This is a genomic window from Paenarthrobacter sp. R1, assembly GCF_030264015.1.
Lineage (GTDB): Bacteria > Actinomycetota > Actinomycetes > Actinomycetales > Micrococcaceae > Arthrobacter > Arthrobacter ureafaciens.
Genome location: NZ_CP127115.1, coordinates 1,806,898 through 1,827,023 on the forward strand (window position 1 = coordinate 1,806,898; position 20,126 = coordinate 1,827,023).

At 64.2% G+C, this 20,126-nt stretch carries 15 protein-coding genes; 9 read left to right on the plus strand and 6 right to left on the minus strand.

Annotation, left to right across the window (positions count from 1 at the left end; translation table 11 throughout):
• Positions 1-21: 21 nt before the first annotated feature.
• From QN084_RS08755 to QN084_RS08765, 3 genes are all read right to left on the minus strand, one after another.
• Positions 22-1,383 (minus strand): MFS transporter, encoded by a 1,362-nt coding sequence (locus QN084_RS08755; RefSeq protein ID WP_069696252.1) that lies wholly within the window; start codon positions 1,381-1,383, stop codon positions 22-24.
• Positions 1,384-1,839: 456 nt separating this feature from the next.
• A protein-coding gene (locus tag QN084_RS08760; RefSeq protein WP_259362723.1) for an IS3 family transposase occupies positions 1,840-3,035 on the minus strand; the annotation gives its coding sequence in 2 pieces (ribosomal slippage) (positions 1,840-2,768 and positions 2,768-3,035; 1,197 coding nt in all).
• Positions 3,036-4,090: 1,055 nt separating this feature from the next.
• Positions 4,091-4,762 carry a GntR family transcriptional regulator gene (locus tag QN084_RS08765; RefSeq protein WP_062098360.1) on the minus strand — a complete coding sequence of 224 codons (672 nt, stop codon included), beginning with the start codon at positions 4,760-4,762 and terminating at the stop codon, positions 4,091-4,093.
• Between the two features lie 152 nt (positions 4,763-4,914).
• On the opposite strand from QN084_RS08765, the gene glyA reads away from it, so the two are divergent.
• Genes glyA through purU form a run of 7 tightly spaced genes read left to right on the plus strand, consistent with a single transcriptional unit; the run spans position 4,915 to position 13,734 of the window.
• Positions 4,915-6,264 (plus strand): serine hydroxymethyltransferase, encoded by a 1,350-nt coding sequence (glyA, locus tag QN084_RS08770; RefSeq protein ID WP_069696240.1) that lies wholly within the window; start codon positions 4,915-4,917, stop codon positions 6,262-6,264.
• The gene (locus tag QN084_RS08775) at positions 6,261-7,481 is read left to right on the plus strand and encodes a sarcosine oxidase subunit beta family protein (RefSeq protein WP_021473929.1); all 1,221 of its coding nucleotides are present in this window, start codon (positions 6,261-6,263) and stop codon (positions 7,479-7,481) included. Before glyA ends, QN084_RS08775 begins: the two co-directional genes overlap by 4 nt.
• A 12-nt stretch (positions 7,482-7,493) precedes the next feature.
• Complete coding sequence (locus QN084_RS08780; RefSeq protein ID WP_021473928.1) at positions 7,494-7,874, plus strand: sarcosine oxidase subunit delta; 381 nt, start codon at positions 7,494-7,496, stop codon at positions 7,872-7,874.
• A complete protein-coding gene (locus QN084_RS08785) occupies positions 7,871-10,816 on the plus strand; it encodes a 2Fe-2S iron-sulfur cluster-binding protein (protein ID WP_069696239.1) in 2,946 nt (981 codons plus the stop codon). Before QN084_RS08780 ends, QN084_RS08785 begins: the two co-directional genes overlap by 4 nt.
• Entirely contained in the window at positions 10,809-11,453 is a 645-nt protein-coding gene (locus QN084_RS08790) for a sarcosine oxidase subunit gamma (protein ID WP_069696238.1), read from the plus strand. Before QN084_RS08785 ends, QN084_RS08790 begins: the two co-directional genes overlap by 8 nt.
• Positions 11,453-12,832 carry an L-serine ammonia-lyase gene (locus QN084_RS08795; RefSeq protein ID WP_021473925.1) on the plus strand — a complete coding sequence of 460 codons (1,380 nt, stop codon included), beginning with the start codon at positions 11,453-11,455 and terminating at the stop codon, positions 12,830-12,832. The genes QN084_RS08790 and QN084_RS08795 overlap by 1 nt, the downstream gene beginning before the upstream one ends.
• 2 nt (positions 12,833-12,834) lie before the next feature.
• A complete protein-coding gene (gene purU, locus QN084_RS08800; protein WP_021473924.1) occupies positions 12,835-13,734 on the plus strand; it encodes a formyltetrahydrofolate deformylase in 900 nt (299 codons plus the stop codon).
• A 106-nt stretch (positions 13,735-13,840) separates the two neighbouring features.
• Here the strand turns inward: purU and QN084_RS08805 are convergent, their stop codons facing one another.
• A complete protein-coding gene (locus QN084_RS08805; RefSeq protein WP_021473923.1) occupies positions 13,841-15,307 on the minus strand; it encodes a PucR family transcriptional regulator in 1,467 nt (488 codons plus the stop codon).
• A 108-nt stretch (positions 15,308-15,415) separates the two neighbouring features.
• Between QN084_RS08805 and QN084_RS08810 the strand changes: the two genes are divergently transcribed.
• Both QN084_RS08810 and QN084_RS08815 read left to right on the plus strand, forming a co-directional pair.
• Positions 15,416-16,957 (plus strand): purine-cytosine permease family protein, encoded by a 1,542-nt coding sequence (locus tag QN084_RS08810; RefSeq protein ID WP_069696237.1) that lies wholly within the window; start codon positions 15,416-15,418, stop codon positions 16,955-16,957.
• A gap of 11 nt (positions 16,958-16,968) precedes the next feature.
• Positions 16,969-17,922, plus strand: a complete 954-nt coding sequence (locus QN084_RS08815) for a polysaccharide deacetylase family protein (RefSeq protein ID WP_021473921.1) — start codon at positions 16,969-16,971, stop codon at positions 17,920-17,922.
• Between the two features lie 76 nt (positions 17,923-17,998).
• Here the strand turns inward: QN084_RS08815 and QN084_RS08820 are convergent, their stop codons facing one another.
• Both QN084_RS08820 and QN084_RS08825 read right to left on the minus strand, forming a co-directional pair.
• Positions 17,999-18,502: a DUF456 domain-containing protein gene (locus QN084_RS08820; protein ID WP_021473920.1), complete on the minus strand. Its 504-nt coding sequence runs from the start codon at positions 18,500-18,502 to the stop codon at positions 17,999-18,001.
• A gap of 130 nt (positions 18,503-18,632) precedes the next feature.
• Positions 18,633-19,826, minus strand: a complete 1,194-nt coding sequence (locus QN084_RS08825; RefSeq protein ID WP_069696236.1) for an NAD(P)-dependent malic enzyme — start codon at positions 19,824-19,826, stop codon at positions 18,633-18,635.
• Positions 19,827-20,126: the final 300 nt, after the last annotated feature.

Genomic DNA, 20,126 nt, shown 5'->3' on the forward strand with positions numbered 1-20,126 from the left:
TTTCAATGGGGTGTGGTTGTTTCAGTCCTGCTGCAGGGGCTTGCGGGAAGTCTCTGCGGCGAAGAGGACTGCGATGAGGGAAACAAGGGAGGCGGCGACCAGGTACCAGCCGGGTGCCAGCTGGTTGTGTGTCATGCCAATGAGGAGGGTAGCCATGAACGGGGCCGTGCCACCGAACAGGGCGTTGGAGAGGTTGAAGCTAACCGCGAACCCGGTGTAGCGAACCTTTGTGGGGAAGAGTTCCGCCAGGAAGCTGGGCAGGGTTCCGTCGTTCAGGGTGAGCATGCCGCCGAGGAGGATCTGGACGAAAACAATCACCGCGAAGCTTCCGGAGTCCAGCAGCATGAAAGCCGGGACCGTCAGGACGCTGAACAGCACCGCTGCGATGATGAGCATCTTCTTCCGGCCGAACCTGTCCGAAGCAATGCCCGTGAGGAAGATGAAGCCGATGTAGCTGGCCAGGGCAATCGTGGTTGCGAGGAACGATTCCGCCGCACCGAATCCCAATTCCTCCGAGAGGTACGTGGGCATGTAGCTGAGGATGACGTAAAAGCCGACGGCATTCAGCAAGACCGCTCCAGTAGCGATGACGAGCTGCTTGCGGTAGGTCCTGAACATCGCAAATGCCGGGGCCTTGACTGCGTGGTCTGTCTCGGCGAGCTCGCGGAAGGCGGGCGTATCCTCCAGTTTCGTCCGGATGTACCGGCCGATCAGGCCCATGGGCGCTGCCAGGAGGAAGGGAAGGCGCCAGCCCCATTCGTTGAGCTGCTCCGCGCTCATCACGGAGGTCAGCAGCGCGGCCAGAAGCGACCCCAGCAGCAGTCCCGCCGCGGTGCTTGCAGGTACGACGGCGGCATAGAGTCCGCGCCGATGTGCGGGCGCGTACTCCACCAGGAATGCGGAGGCTCCTGCATATTCGCCTGCTGCCGAGAATCCCTGCACAACCCTGACCAGCAGGAGCAGGATCGGCGCCATGACGCCGATGGTTGCGTATCCCGGGATCAGTGCAATGCAGAAAGTAGCAACCGACATCAGCAGGATGGACAGGGACAACGCCTGCTTGCGTCCGATCCTGTCCCCGATGTGGCCCCAGATGAAACCACCAATGGGTCGCACAAAGAAGGAGATCGCAAAGACGCCGAACGTTGCCAGGAGTGCTGTCTGACGATCGGACTCCGGGAAGAAGACGGTCGAGATGATTCCGGCAAGGTAGCCGTAGACGGCGTAGTCGAACCATTCGACGAAGTTGCCGATGAAGCTAGCCGTGACCACGCGACGTCGAGTGTCCTTGCTAACCGAAATTTTGGGGGCGGGTGTGGTTCCCTGTCCGCCGTTGGACAGGTCTTCCGATACGTCCGCCACCGGGTTGGATTCGTTACTCATGTTCCACCAAGTTGATTGGGTTGCATTGAACGCAACGCTGTTGCACCAGACTAAGTGTGGGCGGGACCACGGTCAAGGGTGAATTTTTTCTGCCCGTGAACTGTCCGAGAAATGTCGTCGCTACGTTCCATCGACGACGGGCAGGAGAGTGCCCCCAATCTCCCTCGACTGCTGTTGTTGCACTTGTATCAACGTAGTTGCACCGAAAGGCGCACGCTGGGCATAAATGCCTCCAATATCTCCCGCCATCCCCGAACGCTCTCTCACATCCCACCGCCTTTTTGGTCTTCCTCTCTCACACCCCACCCCCTTTTTGGACCTTCCTCTCTCACATCCCACCCCCTTTTTGGACCTTCCTCTCTCACACCCCACCCCCTTTTTGGACCTTCCTCTCTCACACCCCACCCCCTTTTTGGACCTTCCTCTTGGGGTTGCCCGCAAGCTGTGGACAGTTGGTCAGGCGGCTTGTGCCGGCTGAGGTTGGTCCGTGGTGAGCAGCAGTTCGTGCTCCACGGGGGTGTTATAGCCCAGTGCTGAATGGAGGCGGGTGCGGTTATAGAACTCCTCGATCCAGCGGCCGGTGGCCCGGATGGCGTCCTGTCTGGTTGCCCACCGGCGCCGGTCGTAGAACTCCGCTTTCAGGGTGGACCAGAACGATTCCTGCATCGCGTTGTCCCAACACACGCCCGTCCTCCCAACGGACTGGCGGATACCAAGCCCGGTACAGACGTCATTGAGCTGGGTGGAGGTGTACTGGGTGCCCCGGTCGGCGTGGAAGACGACCCCGGCCGGGCCGCCGCCGCGCAGAATGAAGGCCATGCGCAGGGCCCGTTCGACCAGAGCGCTGGACTGGGTAGAGTCCATTGCCCAGCCGATCACCCGCCTCGAGCAACCGTCCCTGACTGCGCACAAGTACACCCAGCCCTCACCGGTACGAAGATAAGTGATATCCGAGATCCAGACCGCGTCCAGCACACCGGTGTCCCATTTCCTGGCCACCAGATCCGGGATCGAATGGACCCGCCCCTCACCGATCGGGGCCACGGGCCGGAACCGGCGCGGCGAGATCCCTTCCAGACCCTGCCGACGCATCGAGGCCGCGACGGTCTTCCGGTCAACGCCGGTCCCGTTCCTGGCCAGCGCTGCCCGGACCCGCGGCGCCCCATAGACTCCGGTCGAATCCTGATGAACCCGCCGGACTTTTGCATCCAGTTCAGCCCGGACCACCGTCCGCAGTGACCTCACGGAGGTCCTCCGCCGCCAAGCGTAAAACCCCGATCGTGACACGCCCAGCAGTCTGGCCATCCGCTGGATCGAGTAGTTAGCCTTCTCGGCCTCCATCAGTTCGAAGCATTCCGATTCTGCTGCTTGGAGGCGAAGAAGGCTGCGGCTTTTCCCAGGAACTCGTTATCCATCCGCAACTGCGCGTTTTCCCGGCGCAACCGCTCCAACTCCGACTTCTCTGTCTCGGCCGCCGCGACCTCTTCCGGGGCCGCCAGACGTGCCCGTTCCTGAGCCACCCACCGGCCCAACATCTGCTCTCCAAGCCCGAGTTCCCTAGCCACCGGCGCTACCGGCCTGCCGGTATCGATAACGAGCCGTGCAGCCTCCCGCCGATACTCCGGAGTGAATTTACGTCGTGTCGTGCTCACAAGAACACCTTCCCGCAGAATCCCAGGATCCCGCTACTTCAGGTGTCCACCAACAGAGGCTAACCCCACTCTCTCACATCCCACCCCCTTTTTGGACCTTCCTCTCTCACATCCCGGAACCCTGGCGGCGGTAAACAACTAGTGGAGAGCGCCGGGCAACGAGGGGCTGAGGCCAAAGCCGACCAGGTTGGCAACCACAAGTCATGCCTCGGAGTCACGGCCGTTTCGCCCCGCTGCTTGCCAATGTTCAGGACGCAGCTGCCAGGAAGGGTAGAGGCCGACTGTCGAGCCCTACGCCAGACCGAGAGAGCAGGCCTGGCGTGACGGGGCGGTGGGGTGCAATCGTTTTGTGCCGCGACGACCCACTTTGAGGACAGAGGACGCCGACACGCCGGAAATTTGGGGGAACCTGCGGGGAGGACGGCCGAATGTGGGTCGTGGCGGTACGCAGCCCCAAGAGAAGTTCAGATCCCGCGGCCCGGGGGTACAGCCAGGTGATAGAGCAAGCCGGCAAAAAGGGCGGGACGTGATAGCGCGTCGGACGACGACGGCGGCAGGAAGTAACAGTGCCGCCGGCCCGTTCCGCCACGACCCACTTTGAGGACAGGGGACGCCGACACGCCGGAAATTTGGGGGAACCTGCGGGGAGGACGGCCGAATGTGGGTCGTGGCGGTACGCAGCCCCACGAGAAGTTCAGATCACCCGCGACCCGGGGGATACAGCCAGGTGATAGAGCAATCCGGCAAAAAGGGTGGGACGTGATAGAGCGTCGGACGACGACGGCGGCAGGAAGTAACAGTGCCGCCGGCCCGTTCCGTCACGACCCACATTGAAGGCGCCGGACGGTGACACGCCGGAAAATTGGGGGAACCTGCGGGCAGGACGGCCCAATGTGGGTCGTGGCGGTACGCAGCCCCACGAGAAGTTCAGATCCCGCGGCGCGGGGGTACAGCCAGGTGATAGAGCAAGCCGGCAAAAAGGGTGGGACGTGATAGAGCAAGCCGGCAAAAGGGGTGGGACGTGATAGAGGGGCGGGAGGTGATAGAGGGGTGGGTTAGAGGACCTTGCGGATGGTCTCTTCGAAGCTCACCACATGGTGCATGGCCAGTTTGGCAGCGAGTTCTTCGTCGCCGTCGGCTATGGCAGTCAGGAGCTCGGCATGCTCGGAGATGTGCCCGGAAACCGAGGGCATCTTTTCCAGCATGTGGCACCAGATACGGGTGGCGAGGTTGTCGTACCGGATCAGGACGTCCTCAAGGTGGGCGTTGGCCGAGGCCTTGTAGATGAGCCGGTGCACCTGGATGTCGTAGCGCATGAGTTCCTTGGAGGAGGCGTCCTGGCCTTCGAGGTCACGGATGGCCGCGGCCACGGCGCGCAACTCGTCCCGCATGGCAGGGCTGGCCATCCGCGCCGCTTTGCGCGAGGCCAATGGCTCCAACAACTCACGGATCTCGGAGACTTCCGCGAGCTGGGTGATGTCCACACCGGTGGCAAACGTGCCACGGCGGGGGTAGGACACCACGAGGTGGTCGCTCTCAAGCCTCTTGATTGCCTCGCGTACGGGCGTGCGGCCAATTCCGAGCTCGGCCGCGATCTGGCCGTCATTGATGGGATCGCCCGGTTTGATGTCCAGCATGATGAGCCTGTCGCGCAGGAGCAGGTAGGCATTCTCCGCGAGGGATGCCCCCTGCGGAGCGGATTCCAGTGCTTCCAAAGCTGTGCTCATGGCCTACTCCCCGTGGTCGTATTTCCCAGTCTGCTGGACGAATTGCCGCGGACCTGTTGACGACTATGTGATCTCCAACATACCATGGCATCAGTTCTAATATATTAGTTGACTAACAGTCAGCAACTACAAGTACTTCTAAGGAGAACACCATGGTTGAACCGCTGATCCGCTCGCTCGCCCAAGCGGACCCGGAGGTTGATCAGGCGATCGCCCAGGAACTCATCCGCCAGCAGTCCACGCTGGAGATGATCGCTTCAGAGAACTTCGCCCCCACCGCCGTCATGGAGGCACAGGGCTCGGTGCTCACCAACAAGTACGCCGAAGGCTATCCCGGCAAGCGCTACTACGGCGGCTGCGAACACGTTGATGTGATCGAACAGCTGGCCATTGACCGCCTGAAGTCGCTCTTCGGAGCCGGATTCGCCAATGTACAGCCGCACTCCGGCGCCCAGGCCAACGCCGCTGCCATGCACGCGCTGATCACGCCGGGCGACACCATCATGGGCCTCAACCTCGCGCACGGCGGACACCTTACCCACGGCATGCGGATCAACTTCTCCGGCAAGCTCTACAACGTCGTTCCATACAGCGTGCGGGAAGACACCCACACCATCGACATGGCAGAGGTGGAGCGCCTTGCACTCGAGAACAAGCCGCAGCTGATCGTTGCCGGCTGGTCCGCCTACTCCCGCCAGTTGGACTTCGCGGAGTTCCGCCGCATCGCCGACTCCGTTGGCGCCTACCTCATGGTGGACATGGCCCACTTCGCCGGCCTGGTGGCAGCAGGACTGCACCCGAGCCCGGTCCCCCACGCACACATCGTCACCAGCACCACGCACAAGACCCTCGGCGGACCCCGCGGCGGCGTCATCCTCACCAACGACGCCGACATCGCGAAGAAGGTCAACTCCGCAGTGTTCCCCGGACAGCAGGGTGGACCGCTGGAGCACGTCATCGCCGCCAAGGCCGTCGCCTTCAAGTTCGCAGCAGAGCCTGAGTTCAAGGAACGCCAGGAACGCGTCCTCGAAGGCTCCAAGATCCTGGCCGAGCGCCTCCTCAAGGAAGACGTTGCAGCCGCCGGCATCTCCGTCGTCAGCGGTGGCACCGACGTCCACCTGGTCCTGGTTGACCTTCGCAACTCCGAACTCAACGGCCAGCAGGGCGAAGATGCCCTGCACCGCATCGGCATCACGGTCAACCGCAACGCAGTTCCTTTCGACCCCCGTCCGCCGATGGTCTCCTCGGGACTCCGCGTCGGCACCCCGGCATTGGCCGCCCGCGGTTTCGGCGCCGAAGAGTTCACCGAAGTTGCAGACATTATTGCGACGGCGTTGATCGCCTCGGCCGGCACCGGCACCTTGGATGACCGGACCGCCGTCGAACTCCGTACCCGCGTCACCGCGCTGGCGGAAAAGTTCCCCCTGTATCCGCACCTTTCCAACAACAGGAATGGCGCCGAATCCGTACTCGAAGCAGAAATGATTGGAGCAGCCCAGTGAGTGTCGACCACCTCCCCGAACACCCTGACTTCCTCTGGCGCAACCCGGAACCCAAAAAGTCGTACGACGCAGTGATCGTCGGCGGCGGCGGGCACGGCCTGGCCACCGCCTACTTCCTGGCTAAAAACCATGGCATGACCAACATTGCCATCCTGGAAAAGGGCTGGCTCGCCGGCGGCAACATGGCCCGCAACACCACCATTATCCGCTCCAACTACCTCTGGGACGAGAGCGCTGCCATTTACGAGCACGCCCTCAAGCTCTGGGAAATCCTTCCCGAGGAACTCGAGTACGACTTCCTGTTCAGCCAGCGCGGCGTGATGAACCTCGCGCACACCCTGGGTGACGTCCGCGAGAGCATGCGCCGCGTGGGCGCCAACCGCCTCAACGGCGTGGACGCCGAATGGCTGGAACCGGACCAGGTCAAGGAACTCTGCCCCATCCTGAACACGAGCGACAACATCCGCTACCCGGTCATGGGCGCCACCTACCAGCCGCGTGCCGGCATCGCCAAGCACGACCACGTTGCCTGGGCATTCGCCCGCAAGTGCGACGAAATGGGCGTTGACATCATCCAGAACTGTGAAGTCACCGGCTTCATCAAGGACGGCGACCGCGTCACCGGCGTCAAGACCACGCGCGGCACTATCAACACTGAAAAGGTGGGCCTCTGCGCCGCCGGCCACAGCTCCGTACTGGCAGAGATGGCAGGCTTCCGCCTTCCCATCCAGTCCCACCCGCTGCAGGCACTGGTGTCGGAACTGCACGAACCCGTCCACCCCACGGTGGTCATGTCCAACCACGTCCACGTGTACGTCTCCCAGGCCCACAAGGGTGAACTGGTGATGGGTGCCGGCGTCGACTCCTACAACGGCTACGGACAGCGCGGCTCCTTCCATGTGATCGAAGAGCAGATGGCGGCAGCCGTGGAGCTGTTCCCGATCTTCGCCCGGGCTCACGTGCTCCGTACCTGGGGCGGCATCGTGGACACCACGCTGGACGCTTCCCCGATCGTGGGCCTCACTCCGGTGGAGAACATGTTCGTCAACTGCGGCTGGGGAACCGGCGGCTTCAAGGGCACCCCGGCAGCGGGCCTGACTTTCGCCCACACCATCGCAACGGGGGCACCGCACAAGCTCAACAAGCCCTTCGCACTGGAACGCTTCGAGACCGGTGCCCTTATCGACGAACACGGCGCCGCAGCCGTGGCCCACTAGGAAGGCACAGACATGCTCCTCATCTCATGCCCCAACTGCGGGCCACGCGACGAAACCGAATTCCACTACGGCGGACAGGCACACGTGCCCTACCCCGAAAACCCGAACGACCTCACGGACCGGGAATGGGCTGAATACCTGTTCTACCGCGAAAACACCAAAGGCACTTTTGCCGAACGCTGGGTCCACAGCACCGGTTGCCGGCAGTGGTTCAATATGCTGCGCGACACCGTGAGCTACGACATCCACTCCATCTACGCGATGGGCTCACCGCGGCCGGAGCTCCCGGGCTCCAAGGCAGCAGCCCAATCAGCTCAAGGCCAGGCCGGCACTCCGGGCCTCGCCCCCGGCGCCCCCACCACTACAACCTCCCCGGAAGGAGCCCGGAAGTGAGCAGCAAGAACGCCCGCCTCGCCACCGGCGGCCGCATCGACCGCAGCATCACCTGGCGGTTCACCGTGGATGGCCAGGAATTCGTTGGCCACCCCGGCGACACGATCGCCTCGGCCCTCCTGGCCAACGGCCACATCAACGCCGGCAACTCCCTCTATGAGGCCCGTCCCCGCGGCATCATGGCTGCAGGCGTCGAGGAGCCCAACGCGCTGGTCAAGATCGCACCCCGCTTCCCCGGCCACGTTGCCGAGTCCATGCTCCCGGCCACGGCGGTTTCCCTGGTGGACGGACAGAACATCGAACTCCTCTCCGGTTTGGGCAAGTTGGACCCGGCCGAGGACAAAGCCGAATACGACAAGAAGTACGTCCACACCGACGTCCTGGTGGTCGGTGGCGGTGTTGCAGGTTTGGCTGCAGCACGCGAAGCCGTCCGCACCGGCGCAAGGGTCATCCTGATCGACGACCAGCCCGAACTCGGTGGCTCCTTGCTCTCTGCCTCCACGGCGGAGGGACTCGCCGAAGAAATCGAAGGCAAGCCGGCCCTCGAATGGATCGCAGACGTTGAAGCCGAACTGGTTTCCGCCGAGGAGTGCACGGTCCTGCACCGCACCACCGCCTTCGGTTCCTACGACTCGAACTACTTCATCGCAGCCCAGAACCGCACGGACCACCTCACCGTCCCGGCAGCCCCCGGAGTTTCCCGCACGCGTATTTGGCACATCCGTGCTGAACAGGCGGTCCTGGCACCGGGCGCCCACGAGCGTCCCCTGGTGTTCGAGAACAACGACCGTCCTGGCATCATGCTCGCTTCCGCCGTCCGCACCTACCTGAACCGCTACGCCGTCGCAGTCGGCCAGCGCGTCGTCATCAGCACCACCAACGACTCCGCCTACCTGCTCGCCGCGGACCTGAAGGCAGCAGGCATTCCGGTTGCCGCCGTCGTCGACGCCCGTCCGCAGATCAGCGAAAAGGCCGCAGCCGCCGTCGAATCCGGCCTCCGCGTCCTGATCGGCAGCGCAGTTGCCGATACCAGCGCGGATGAGGCCGGTCGCCTGAACGGCGTGACCGTCCGCAGCATCAACGACGACGGCGAACTCACCTCGGGCGTCGAGCAGATCGCCGCCGATGTCCTCGCTGTTTCCGGTGGCTGGAGCCCGGTGGTCCACCTCCACAGCCAGCGCCAGGGCAAACTGCGTTGGGACGACGACCTCGCGGCCTTCATCCCCTCCAGCGTGGTCCGCGACCAGCAGGTTGTGGGCGCAGGCCGCGGCAGCTACGAACTGCAGGACTGCCTGGCTGAGGGTATCTCCGCCGGCGCGGCGGCGTCGATCGCAGCTGGCTTCGAATCGGCAACCACGCCGTCCGAACTCACGGCACCGACCGCGTCCGCCCCGACCCGCCAGCTGTGGCTGGTTCCGGGCCAGACGGGTGAACCGGGCGAGTGGCACAACCACTTCGTCGACTTCCAGCGCGACCAGTCCGTGGCGGATGTCCTCCGTTCCACCGGCGCCGGCATGCGTTCGGTAGAGCACGTGAAGCGGTACACCTCCATCAGCACCGCCAACGACCAGGGCAAGACCTCCGGCGTCAACGCGATCGGCGTGATCGCCGCGGCCCTCAAGCACGGCGGCGCTGACGCTGTTCCGGGCATCGGCGAAATCGGTACCACCGCGTACCGCGCGCCGTTCACCCCGGTGGCCTTCGCAGCCCTGGCCGGCCGCCAGCGCGGCGAGCTGTTCGATCCCGCCCGCGTCACCTCCATCCACCCGTGGCACGTTGCCCAAGGCGCCCTGTTCGAAGACGTCGGACAGTGGAAGCGCCCCTGGTACTACCCGCAGGACGGCGAAGACATGGACACCGCGGTTCTCCGTGAATGCGCAGCAGTCCGCGACTCCGTCGGTTTCATGGATGCCACCACCCTGGGCAAGATCGAGATCCGCGGCAAGGACGCCGGCGAATTCCTGAACCGCGTCTACACCAACGCGTTCAAGAAGCTCGCTCCGGGTTCGGCCCGCTACGGCGTCATGTGCACCCTTGACGGCATGATCTTCGACGACGGCGTGACCCTCCGCCTGGATGAGGACACCTACTTCATGACCACCACTACCAGCGGCGCAGCCAAGGTGCTGGACTGGCTGGAAGAGTGGCACCAGACGGAATGGCCGGAACTCGATGTTGTTTTCACCTCCGTCACGGAGCAGTGGAGCACCATCGCGGTGGTCGGTCCCAAGTCGCGCGAAGTCATCGCCAAGGTGGCCCCGCAGCTGGCGGAGAACGGCGGACTGGAAGCCGAAAACTTCCCGTTCATGACGTTCCGCGAGACCACGCTGGCCTCCGGCGTGCAGGCCCGCGTCTGCCGGATCTCCTTCTCCGGTGAACTGGCCTACGAAATCAACGTTCCCTCCTGGTACGGGCTCAACACCTGGGAAGCAGTCGCTGCCGCGGGTGCCGAGTTCAACATCACCCCGTACGGCACGGAAACCATGCACGTCCTCCGCGCCGAGAAGGGTTACCCGATCGTCGGCCAGGACACCGACGGCACGGTCACCCCGCAGGATGCCGGCATGGAGTGGATCGTCTCCAAGGCCAAGGACTTCATCGGCAAGCGTTCCTACCTCCGCGCGGACTCCAAGCGCGAGGACCGCAAGCACCTGGTGAGCGTCCTGCCTGCCGACCACTCGTTGAAGCTTCCCGAGGGCACCCAGCTTGTTGAGAAGGGCATCGCGGTCAACCCGGCCTACGGTCCCGTTCCCATGGAAGGCTTCGTGACCTCCAGCTACCACAGTGCCGCGTTGGGCCGTTCGTTCGGCCTGGCCCTGATCCAAAACGGCCGCAACCGCATCGGCGAAACCCTCCAGGCTTCCGTCGGAGACCAGCTGGTGGACGTGGTTGTTGGCGAAACCGTACTTTTCGATGCTGAAGGGACCCGCAAAGATGGCTGAGACAGCAACACCCGCACAACCCGTAAATGCAGGCCGCGTTCGTGAGGCCCGCCGCAGCCCGGCGCAGCACCTCGCAGAGGCCTTCGCTGCCGGTTCGGTGGCCGGCAAGGTCACGCTCAAGGAAATTCCCTACCAGACCCAGGTGGGTGTCCGTGTCAACAAGACGTCCGACGCCGGTTCCCGGGTTGCCGCGATCACCGGCGGCTTGCCTGCCGCTTGCGGCGAGGTGACGGGCTCGGGTGCCATCAGCACCTTGTGGCTCGGCCCGACTGAGTTCCTTGTGGTTGCTCCCGAGGAGTCCCACGACTCCTTCGGCGGCTCCCTGGTCTCCGATCTGACCGCGGCCCTGGGCAGCGACTCCGGCCAGGTGGTGGACCTCTCCGCCAACCGCACCACGTTCGAACTCTCCGGCAGCCGTGCCCGCGCAGTCCTCGAGAAGAGCTGCGCACTGGACCTCCACCCCCGCGTCCTGAAGGCAGGCACTGCCCTGTCCACGGAAATCGGGCACATCCCGGTGGTTCTCTGGAAGACCGACGACCAGACGTTCCGGATCTTCCCCCGGGCGTCGTTCGCCGACTTCCTGGGCCGCTGGCTCCTCGATTCAATGCGGGAGTACGCGTCGCCTGAGGTTCCGTAATGGCACTGAGCGTGCTTGACCTGTTTTCCGTCGGCATCGGGCCCTCGTCGTCACACACGGTGGGCCCGATGCGGGCGGCTAAGCAGTTCACGGACGGCCTTGTTTCGTCCGGCCAACTTCCGGCAACGGTGCGCGTCCAAGCAGAGCTCTTTGGCTCGCTGGGCGCCACCGGCCGGGGGCACGGCTCGGACAAGGCCGTGGTTCTGGGGCTTCAGGGCCACTCCCCCGAAACCGTGGATACCCGCACCGCAGATGACCAAGTGGCAGCTGCTGCACTGGATGCCGAGCTGCGCCTGGGCGGCAGCCACCGGGTGGACTTCAACTGGGACGAGGACGTGGTCCTGCACCGCCGCAAGTCCCTCCCGGCGCACCCCAACGGCATGACCTTCCGCGCCTTGGACCACACAGGCACGGTGCTGCGGGAGCGCAGCTACTACTCGATCGGCGGCGGCTTTGTGGTGGACGGCGACGTCACCGGCACGGAAAAGATCGTGCCGGACACCACGGTCCTGCCCTATCCCTTCACCACCGGCGACGAGCTCCTTGCCATCTGTGAACGCGAGGGCAAGTCCATCTCCGACATCATGCTGGCCAATGAGCTGGTGTGGCGCTCGGAGGAGGAACTGCGTGAACGCCTCCTGCGCATCTGGGCAGTCATGCGCGAATGCGTGGACAACGGCTGCTCTGCCGAGGGCATCCTGCCGGGCGGTTTGAGCGTTAGGCGACGGGCGCCGTCGTTGTTCAAGAAGCTTGCGGACGCCGAGGCAGCCAACAGCAGCGATCCGTTGCTGGCCATGGAATGGGTGAACCTGTTCGCCTTGGCCGTCAATGAAGAGAACGCGGCCGGTGGCAGGATCGTCACCGCACCCACCAACGGTGCAGCCGGGATTGTGCCGGCGGTGCTGCACTATTACACCAAGTTCGTTCCGGGAGCAGACGACGACGGCGTCGTGCGGTTCCTGCTGGCGGCGGCCGCCGTCGGGATCCTGTTCAAGATCAACGCCTCCATTTCCGGCGCCGAGGTTGGTTGCCAGGGCGAGGTGGGTTCTGCCTGCTCCATGGCGGCCGCAGGGCTCTGCGAAGTCCTGGGCGGAACGCCGAGGCAGGTGGAAAACGCCGCGGAAGTGGGCATTGAACACAACCTTGGCCTGACCTGCGATCCCGTGGGCGGGCTGGTGCAGATTCCGTGCATTGAACGCAATGCGATCGCGAGCGTCAAGGCCATCAACGCCGCACGCCTCGCGCTCCATGGCGACGGCAGCCACAAGGTCTCCCTGGACAAGGCCATCAAGACCATGCGGGAAACCGGCGCCGACATGAAATCCAAATACAAGGAGACCTCCCGTGGAGGACTCGCCGTCAACGTAGTGGAGTGCTAGCAATGACTGCCATTCAAACTGAACCTTCTGCCGCTGTGTCTTCCGGGACGTCGGTGGAGCACGTGCTCACGCTGGACTGCCCGGAAGGTCCCGGCATTGTGCACGCGGTCTCCGGATTCCTGCTGGAGCACGGCTGCGACATCATCGACAACAAGCAATTCGGCGACCGCGCCGAAGGGCACTTCTTCATGCGCGTGCATTTTGCGTCCGACGGCGACGACACCACCGTGGACACCCTGCGGGCCTCCTTCGCTCCCGTTGGCGAGAAGTACGGCATGAACTGGCAATTGGAGCGGCAGGGCTACAAGCGCAAAGTGCTGATCATGGTCTCCAAGTTCGGGCACTGCCTGAACGACCTCTTGTTCAGGGCACGGATCGGTGAGCTTCCCATTGACGTGGTGGGCGTGGTGTCCAACCACCTGGACCACCAGGGACTCGCTGAATGGCACGGGATTCCGTACTTCCACGTTCCCGTCACGGCCGCCACCAAGCCCGCCGCCGAGGCCCGCCTGCTGGACATCATCGACGAACTCGACGTTGAGCTTGTGGTGCTTGCCCGCTATATGCAGGTCCTCAGCGACGATCTTGCCCGGAAGCTGGACGGCCGGGCCATCAACATCCACCATTCGTTCCTTCCGAGCTTCAAGGGCGCCAAGCCGTATCACCAGGCTTATGCACGAGGCGTCAAGACCGTGGGCGCTACCGCGCACTACGTCAACGGCGAGCTCGACGAAGGACCGATCATCTCGCAGCAGGTTGTGGAGGTGGACCACACGTTCGGACCGGAAGACCTCGTAGCGGCCGGTCGTGACACGGAGTGCAAGGCTCTGAGCAACGCCGTTCGTTGGCACTGCGAAGGGCGGATCATCCTGAATGGGAACAGGACGATTGTGTTGAAGTAGTCCTTGCCCTCCCCTTCTGCGGGCCGACTTCGCGGGTCCGCTGCCTCTTCGCCGTTCTTTTCCGGCGACCGGGGTAGTGGTCCCGCGATTCGGTGTTTAAGGATGGTTAGAGCCGGGCCAACCTCGTCGCCAGATGCAGCCCCGCCAGCCGGCCCGTCCCCCTCGGATCGCCACCGCAGAGTTCAAAGATGCGCTGCAGCCTTTGGTGCATGGACTGCCGCTCCAAGTGGAGTTCCCTGGCCGCTTGTGCGGTGTTGCATCCCGAATCCAGCCACACAGTCAGCGTCCGCAGCAGCGCCGACTTCCTCAACCGGTCGTGTTCCAGCACGCCGCCGAGTTGCTGCGCCACAAACCTTTCACGAACCTCCGCGCCGAGTGCTCCGTGCGCCAGACGCTCAACGGCGAACGCCTCCGCATCAAGCACACCCCCCATTCCGAGCGGCATATCGAGAGTCAGCCGCGCCTCGGCCAATGACCAGGAGGCCTGGTCGATCCCCTTTCCCGCAGGCCCTACAGCAACAGCAGCGCCGGTTGGCAGTTCCAAGGACCGGAGCGCTTCCAGCAACCCGGCACGTGCACCGGCCACATCTTCCGGCAGGGCCGCCAGCGCAATCAGCTCAGCGTTGTTGGCGTAGCTGGCGCTGTGCCGAACGCAGCGAGCCAGGGCGGCATCGACCGCGGCACGCAGGTGCCCCGACCCTGCCGAGCGGACAACGACGGCGGCTACGGCACCGTCAACGGGGAACCCCGAGGCAGGGCCCAATTGGTGAAGCTGCCACGGCTGGCTGCCGGAATTGATGGCCCTCATCAGTTCGAGCCCGGCCATCTCCTTCAAACCCGGGGGCATTCGCTGCATGAGGGCAAGGCCGAGGATGTCCACCGACCTCTCCCCCGCCACCCGCGCGAGGCCGCTGTCTCCGCCGTCGGGCACTTCCAGCTCCAGCCGGGCGGCAAGGACGCCGCGAACCGGCACGTCCACTACGGTAACGCTGCCGCCTTCCTCTGCCGCGGGGCCCGCGGCCCCGAGGGTCAAGCCCGACGGCGACACCAACCGGGCGCCGACGCCGGTCTTTTCTGCCAGCACGGCGAGCAACTGGTCCAAACCGGCCCCGTGCGCGAGCTCTGCTGCCATGGCGTGGCTCGCCTGGTCTCCCAGTTGCAGGTGCTCCACGGACTCGCTCACCAGCAGGGAGTTGATTTCCTGCATGATTCCAACAAAGGGCGTCTGACGGCGCAGCTCAATGATGGGGAGTCCCAAGGCCTGGGCGTCCTCCAGCATGGCGGCCGGAATTTCGGGGAGGGCCGGACCTGTTTCCAGCGCCAGCGCCGCAATCCGGCGGGCAGCAAGTTCAGCGACGTAGGCGCTCCGCCGCTCACTGTCCACGCCGGCGAGCGCCTGGCCGCCGCTCAGGAGGAGTTCACCGCCCCTGAGCAGCGGAGCGATATCCAGGACTTCGCTGGAATGGACCCATCGGACAGGCCTGGATAGCGCGCCGGGGACGTCCGTGAGCAGCCGGGGATCGGCCTCTTTCAGGCTGTTGGTACTCAATGCTTCGCCGAGGAGGATGGACATGACACTCCGTCAATTAGGATCTATCTCTTCATGACACATAGTATCTTGTTGCTGTGACTTGGCGCACATAGCCTTAGAGGGTCCCTTTCATAAACGGAGGCTCTCCCCATGCAAGACAACCTCTCTCAAGCACAGACGGGTGGTCCGCAGTCGGGCCCGGCAACGGCGCCGGCCCACGACAGCGAAGCCTGGCTTCAACCAATTCCCGAGTCGGACCGCACCCGCAAAGTATCCGGACAATTCTGGATCTGGGCGGGCGCCAACCTGGCTCCCATCAACTGGGTGCTGGGCGCACTCGGTATCCATCTGGGCCTCGGCTTCGCAGACACCGTCACTGTCCTGGTGCTGGGAAACCTGATCGGCATGCTCCTCTTCGGCTGCTTCGTCCTGCTGGGCCAAAAGACCGGGGCTACCGGCATGGTCCTGGCACGTGCAGCATTCGGACGGCGCGGCAACTACCTTCCCGCAGCCATCCAGGCACTCCTTGTCATCGGCTGGTGCGCTGTGAACACCTGGATCATCCTGGACCTGGTGATGGCGCTCTTCGGCACCCTCGGCTGGGTGGATCCGGACGCTCCCAACTATGCGTGGAAGATCGGGGTAGCCACTGCCATAATGGCCGCGCAGGTGGCGATCGCCTGGTTTGGCTACAAAGCCATTGCAGCGTTCGAAAAATGGACCGTTCCTCCCACCATCATCATCCTGGCAGTGATGTCCGCCGTGGCGTGGTTCGGCATGAAGATCGACTGGGGCTACGCGGGTCCGGCCGGCAACATCCTCCAGGGCTCCGAGCGCATTGCAGCTATGAGCGCCGTCATGACCGCCATCGGCATTGGCTGGGGCATCACGTGGTTCACGTACGCCGCTGACTACTCGCGGTTCGTCAGCACCTCGGTCCCCAAGCGCAAGGTCTACCTGGCGTCCGTGCTGGGCCAGTTCATTCCGGTGGTCTGGCTCGGTGTCCTCGGTGCAAGCCTTGCGACCAACAGCGGGGAAGTGGATCCCGGCAAGCTGATCGTGCAGAACTTCGGCGTCCTCACCCTTCCGGTGCTCCTCATGGTCCTGCACGGGCCCATCGCCACGAACATCCTGAACATCTACACGTTCTCCGTGGCCACCCAGGCCCTGGACATCAACATCAACCGGCGCAAACTCAACCTGTTCGTCGGCGTCTTCTCCCTGATCGCCGTCATCTTCTTCATCTTCCAAGAGGACTTCGCAGCTGTTCTCGATGCGTGGCTGATCGGCCTCGTGGCCTGGGTTGCAGCCTGGGGCGGCATCATGCTGGTCCACTACTTCTGGCTGGACAGGCGCTGGCCCGCCAAGGTGGAACGCCTGTTCGACGGCGTAAACACGCCGCGCCTCCCGGTGGTCAACTGGGCCGGCGTCGTGTCCCTCCTGGCAGGCATCTTCTCCACCTGGCTGTTCATGTACGGGCTGATTCCCGTCATGCAGGGGCCGATCGCCGTCGCCTTGGGCGGCTGGGACCTGTCCTGGTTGGCCGGTGGACTCACCAGCGCGGCCTGCTACGCCATCCTTGGCCCCCGGGTCCACAAAAGGTTTCTCCTCGCTGAGTCCAACCACATCTCGGTAACGCAGCCGGCACCGGCTCCCGCCCACGAACCCGCCGCACAAGCGCCGGCCAAGTAAGGATCGATCCCATGAACAAGCCCGCCTTCGCGGACTCACTCCATCCCATCAGCTGGCCGGAAGGCTTCAGGGCAGCAGCATCTTTCACCTTCGATGTTGATGCCGAGTCCTGCACCATCGCGCACGACCCCACCAGCACCCGCCGCATGTCCCTCATGAGCCACCAGTCCTACGGCCCCAAGATCGCTGTCCCGCGGATCCTGCAAATCCTGGAGCGGCAGGACATCAAGGGAACGTTCTTCATCCCGGGATTCACGGCCGAGAGTTACCCCGACGTCGTGCGCCGGATTGCCGACGCCGGCCATGAAATCGGCCACCACGGCTACCTTCACGAGCCCATGCAGGGAATCGACGCCGCCACTGAAGCCAGCTACCTGGACCGTGGATTGGACGCGCTCCACAAGGTTGCCGGCATACGCCCGGTGGGGTACCGGGCACCCTGGTGGGAGTTGAACTGGCAGTCGCCGGCGCTGCTGGCCGACCGCGGCTTCCTCTACGATTCCAGCCTGCTCGACGGCGATGCCCCCTACCGCATGGCCGTCGCCGACGGTGACTCCCGTGACATCGTGGAGATCCCCGTCGACTGGGCCCTGGACGATTGGGAACAATACGCCTTCTACCCTGGCGTCACGGGCAGCGGAGTCATCGAGAGCCCCGCCAAGGCGTTGGAAATGTGGACCCTCGAAGCCCAGGCCCACCACTCGCAGGGCAGCTGCTTCGTCCTGACCAACCACCCCTTCATCTCCGGCCGGCCCTCCCGCGCCGTAGCCTTGGAACAGCTGATCGAACGGGTGAAGGACCTGGACGGCATGTGGGTCACAACGTTGGCCGAGATCGCCGGGCACACGGCGTCAACGGTGCAGGAGATCCACACGCACGCCCGCATCGATGTTCCAACGTTCCCCGGGGCCGGTGCCACGTTCCGCCCGGCCCAGGTGCGCAACCCGGAGCCCGCGCTCCCCTAAAGCCTCCGCCGAGTTGGCATTTGATGACAATGTTGCGCCTCGCAATTGTCATTAAGTGCCAACTCGGCGCCGGTGTTTAACCGTTGACCGCGTTGATCCACACACCGATCACCCATGTGCTGGCCGCCGCACACGCCAGTCCGAACTCCACGAGGATACCGATGCCGGTGGCCTTGAGGGCAGCCAGGCTGGTGCGCGCGGCGGTCCGCAGATCGCGGGTGCGTGCCACCTCGCTCAGCAGCAAACCCAGCGCAAATCCCACAAAGAGCCCCACCACGGGGATGACGAACATGCCCACGACGCCCACCACGACACCGGCCAGCACTGATCTGTTGGGGATGCCGTGTTGCATCAGCTTCCTGCCGGTCAGCACCGCACTGGCAGCCATCCCGGCCACCACAAACACCATGCCGATGGCGAAGATCACCCAGCCAAGCGTCCCTGCTCCACCCCAGATGGCCCAAGCCAGCAAACTCACTCCGATGAGGATGCTGCCGGGCAGGATCGGGATGATCACTCCGGCGACGCCCACGGCAATGGCAAGGCCGCACAGGATGGTCACAATCACTTCGGCATTCATGGGCCCAGTCTAGGTGGCACCCTGCGGTCCGGCCCGCCACGCCGGACCGGGCACGAGCTGCCTTAGCAAAACGACGGCGACGCTCCCCGTGAGGGGGGCGTCGCCGTCGTGGTTGGTACAGCGGTGGCCGCTACTTGGTGACGGCAGCCGCTACAGCCGCGGTGACGGCAGGTGCCACGCGGGCATCAAGCGGGCTCGGCACGATGTAGTCGGCGGAAAGGTCCTCTTCGGCAAGCTGGGCGATGGCCCGGGCTGCCGCGATCTTCATCTCAGAGGTGATGCGGCGTGCACCGGCGTCCAGGGCTCCGCGGAAGATACCCGGGAAGGCCAGGACGTTGTTGATCTGGTTCGGGAAGTCGCTGCGGCCGGTGGCTACAACAGCTGCGTGCTGGCGTGCGACCTCAGGCAGGACCTCCGGGTCCGGGTTGGAAAGGGCGAACACGATCGACTGGTCGTTCATGAGCTTCAGGTGTTCCTCGGCCAGCTTGGAGGAGGAGACACCCACGAAGACGTCCGCGCCGGTGAGTGCTTCGCCCGGTCCGCCGGTAACACCGCGCGGGTTGGTGCGCTGGGCGAAGCGTGCCTTGACGCTGCCGGCATCGGCAACGAGGTCGGCGCGCTCTGCGTTGATGACGCCCTTGGAGTCGAGCAGGATGACGTCCTTGACACCCACGGCCAGGAGGATCTCGGCGATGGCGATGCCCGCCGCGCCTGCGCCGGACACAACAACCTTGAGGTTTTCGATCTCGCGGTTGGTCACCTTTGCTGCGTTGGTCAATGCGGCGAGGACCACGACGGCGGTGCCGTGCTGGTCATCGTGCATGACGGGGCAGTCGAGGGCCTCGATGAGGCGCTCTTCCAGCTCGAAGCAGCGGGGAGCGGAGATGTCCTCGAGGTTGACCGCGCCGAAGCTCGGGCGGAGGCGGACCAGGGTTTCAATGATCTCGTCAACGTCCGTGGTGTTGAGGACCAGCGGGATGGAATCCAGATCGCCGAAGGTCTTGAACAGTGCGGACTTGCCTTCCATGACCGGCAGGGAGGCGCTTGCGCCGATGTTGCCCAGGCCAAGGACTGCCGTGCCGTCGCTGACCACAACTACAAGGCGCTCGGCCCAGGTGTGGGTGCGGGCCAGCTTCGGATCTGCATGGATGGCGCGGCTGACCTCGGCGACGCCGGGGGTGTACGCGATGGAAAGATCGCGCTTGTCATTGAGGGGGACCGTGCTGGATACGGTCAGCTTTCCGCCTTCGTGGGCCTTGAAGATTTCCTCTTCGGTCAGTACAAGGGCGGTGGTGTTGTCAGGTGAAATGGTCTCAGTGGACACGTCTTTGTCTCCTCAGGCTAGCCGTGGACCCACGGCGTGGTGAATGGCAGGGACAGAACTGCGGGTTCGGGCCAATGGTGGCTGGCCCGGCGGTGAGTCTGAAGATTTGGGCTGCTAGCCGCTTCGGTTATTCCAGCCTAGGGAACTGCGGGGAGAGGTAGATTCAATACCTAAAGAGACGATTCGAGAGTAAAACGTTTTTGCAGTACAAAATGTGATTCAGGTCATGCGAAAACCGGCCCTTTTAGCCCCTGGAGGTCTAGACCAGTACGAAGGACCGGGGTGCGGCACCTTGGCTGC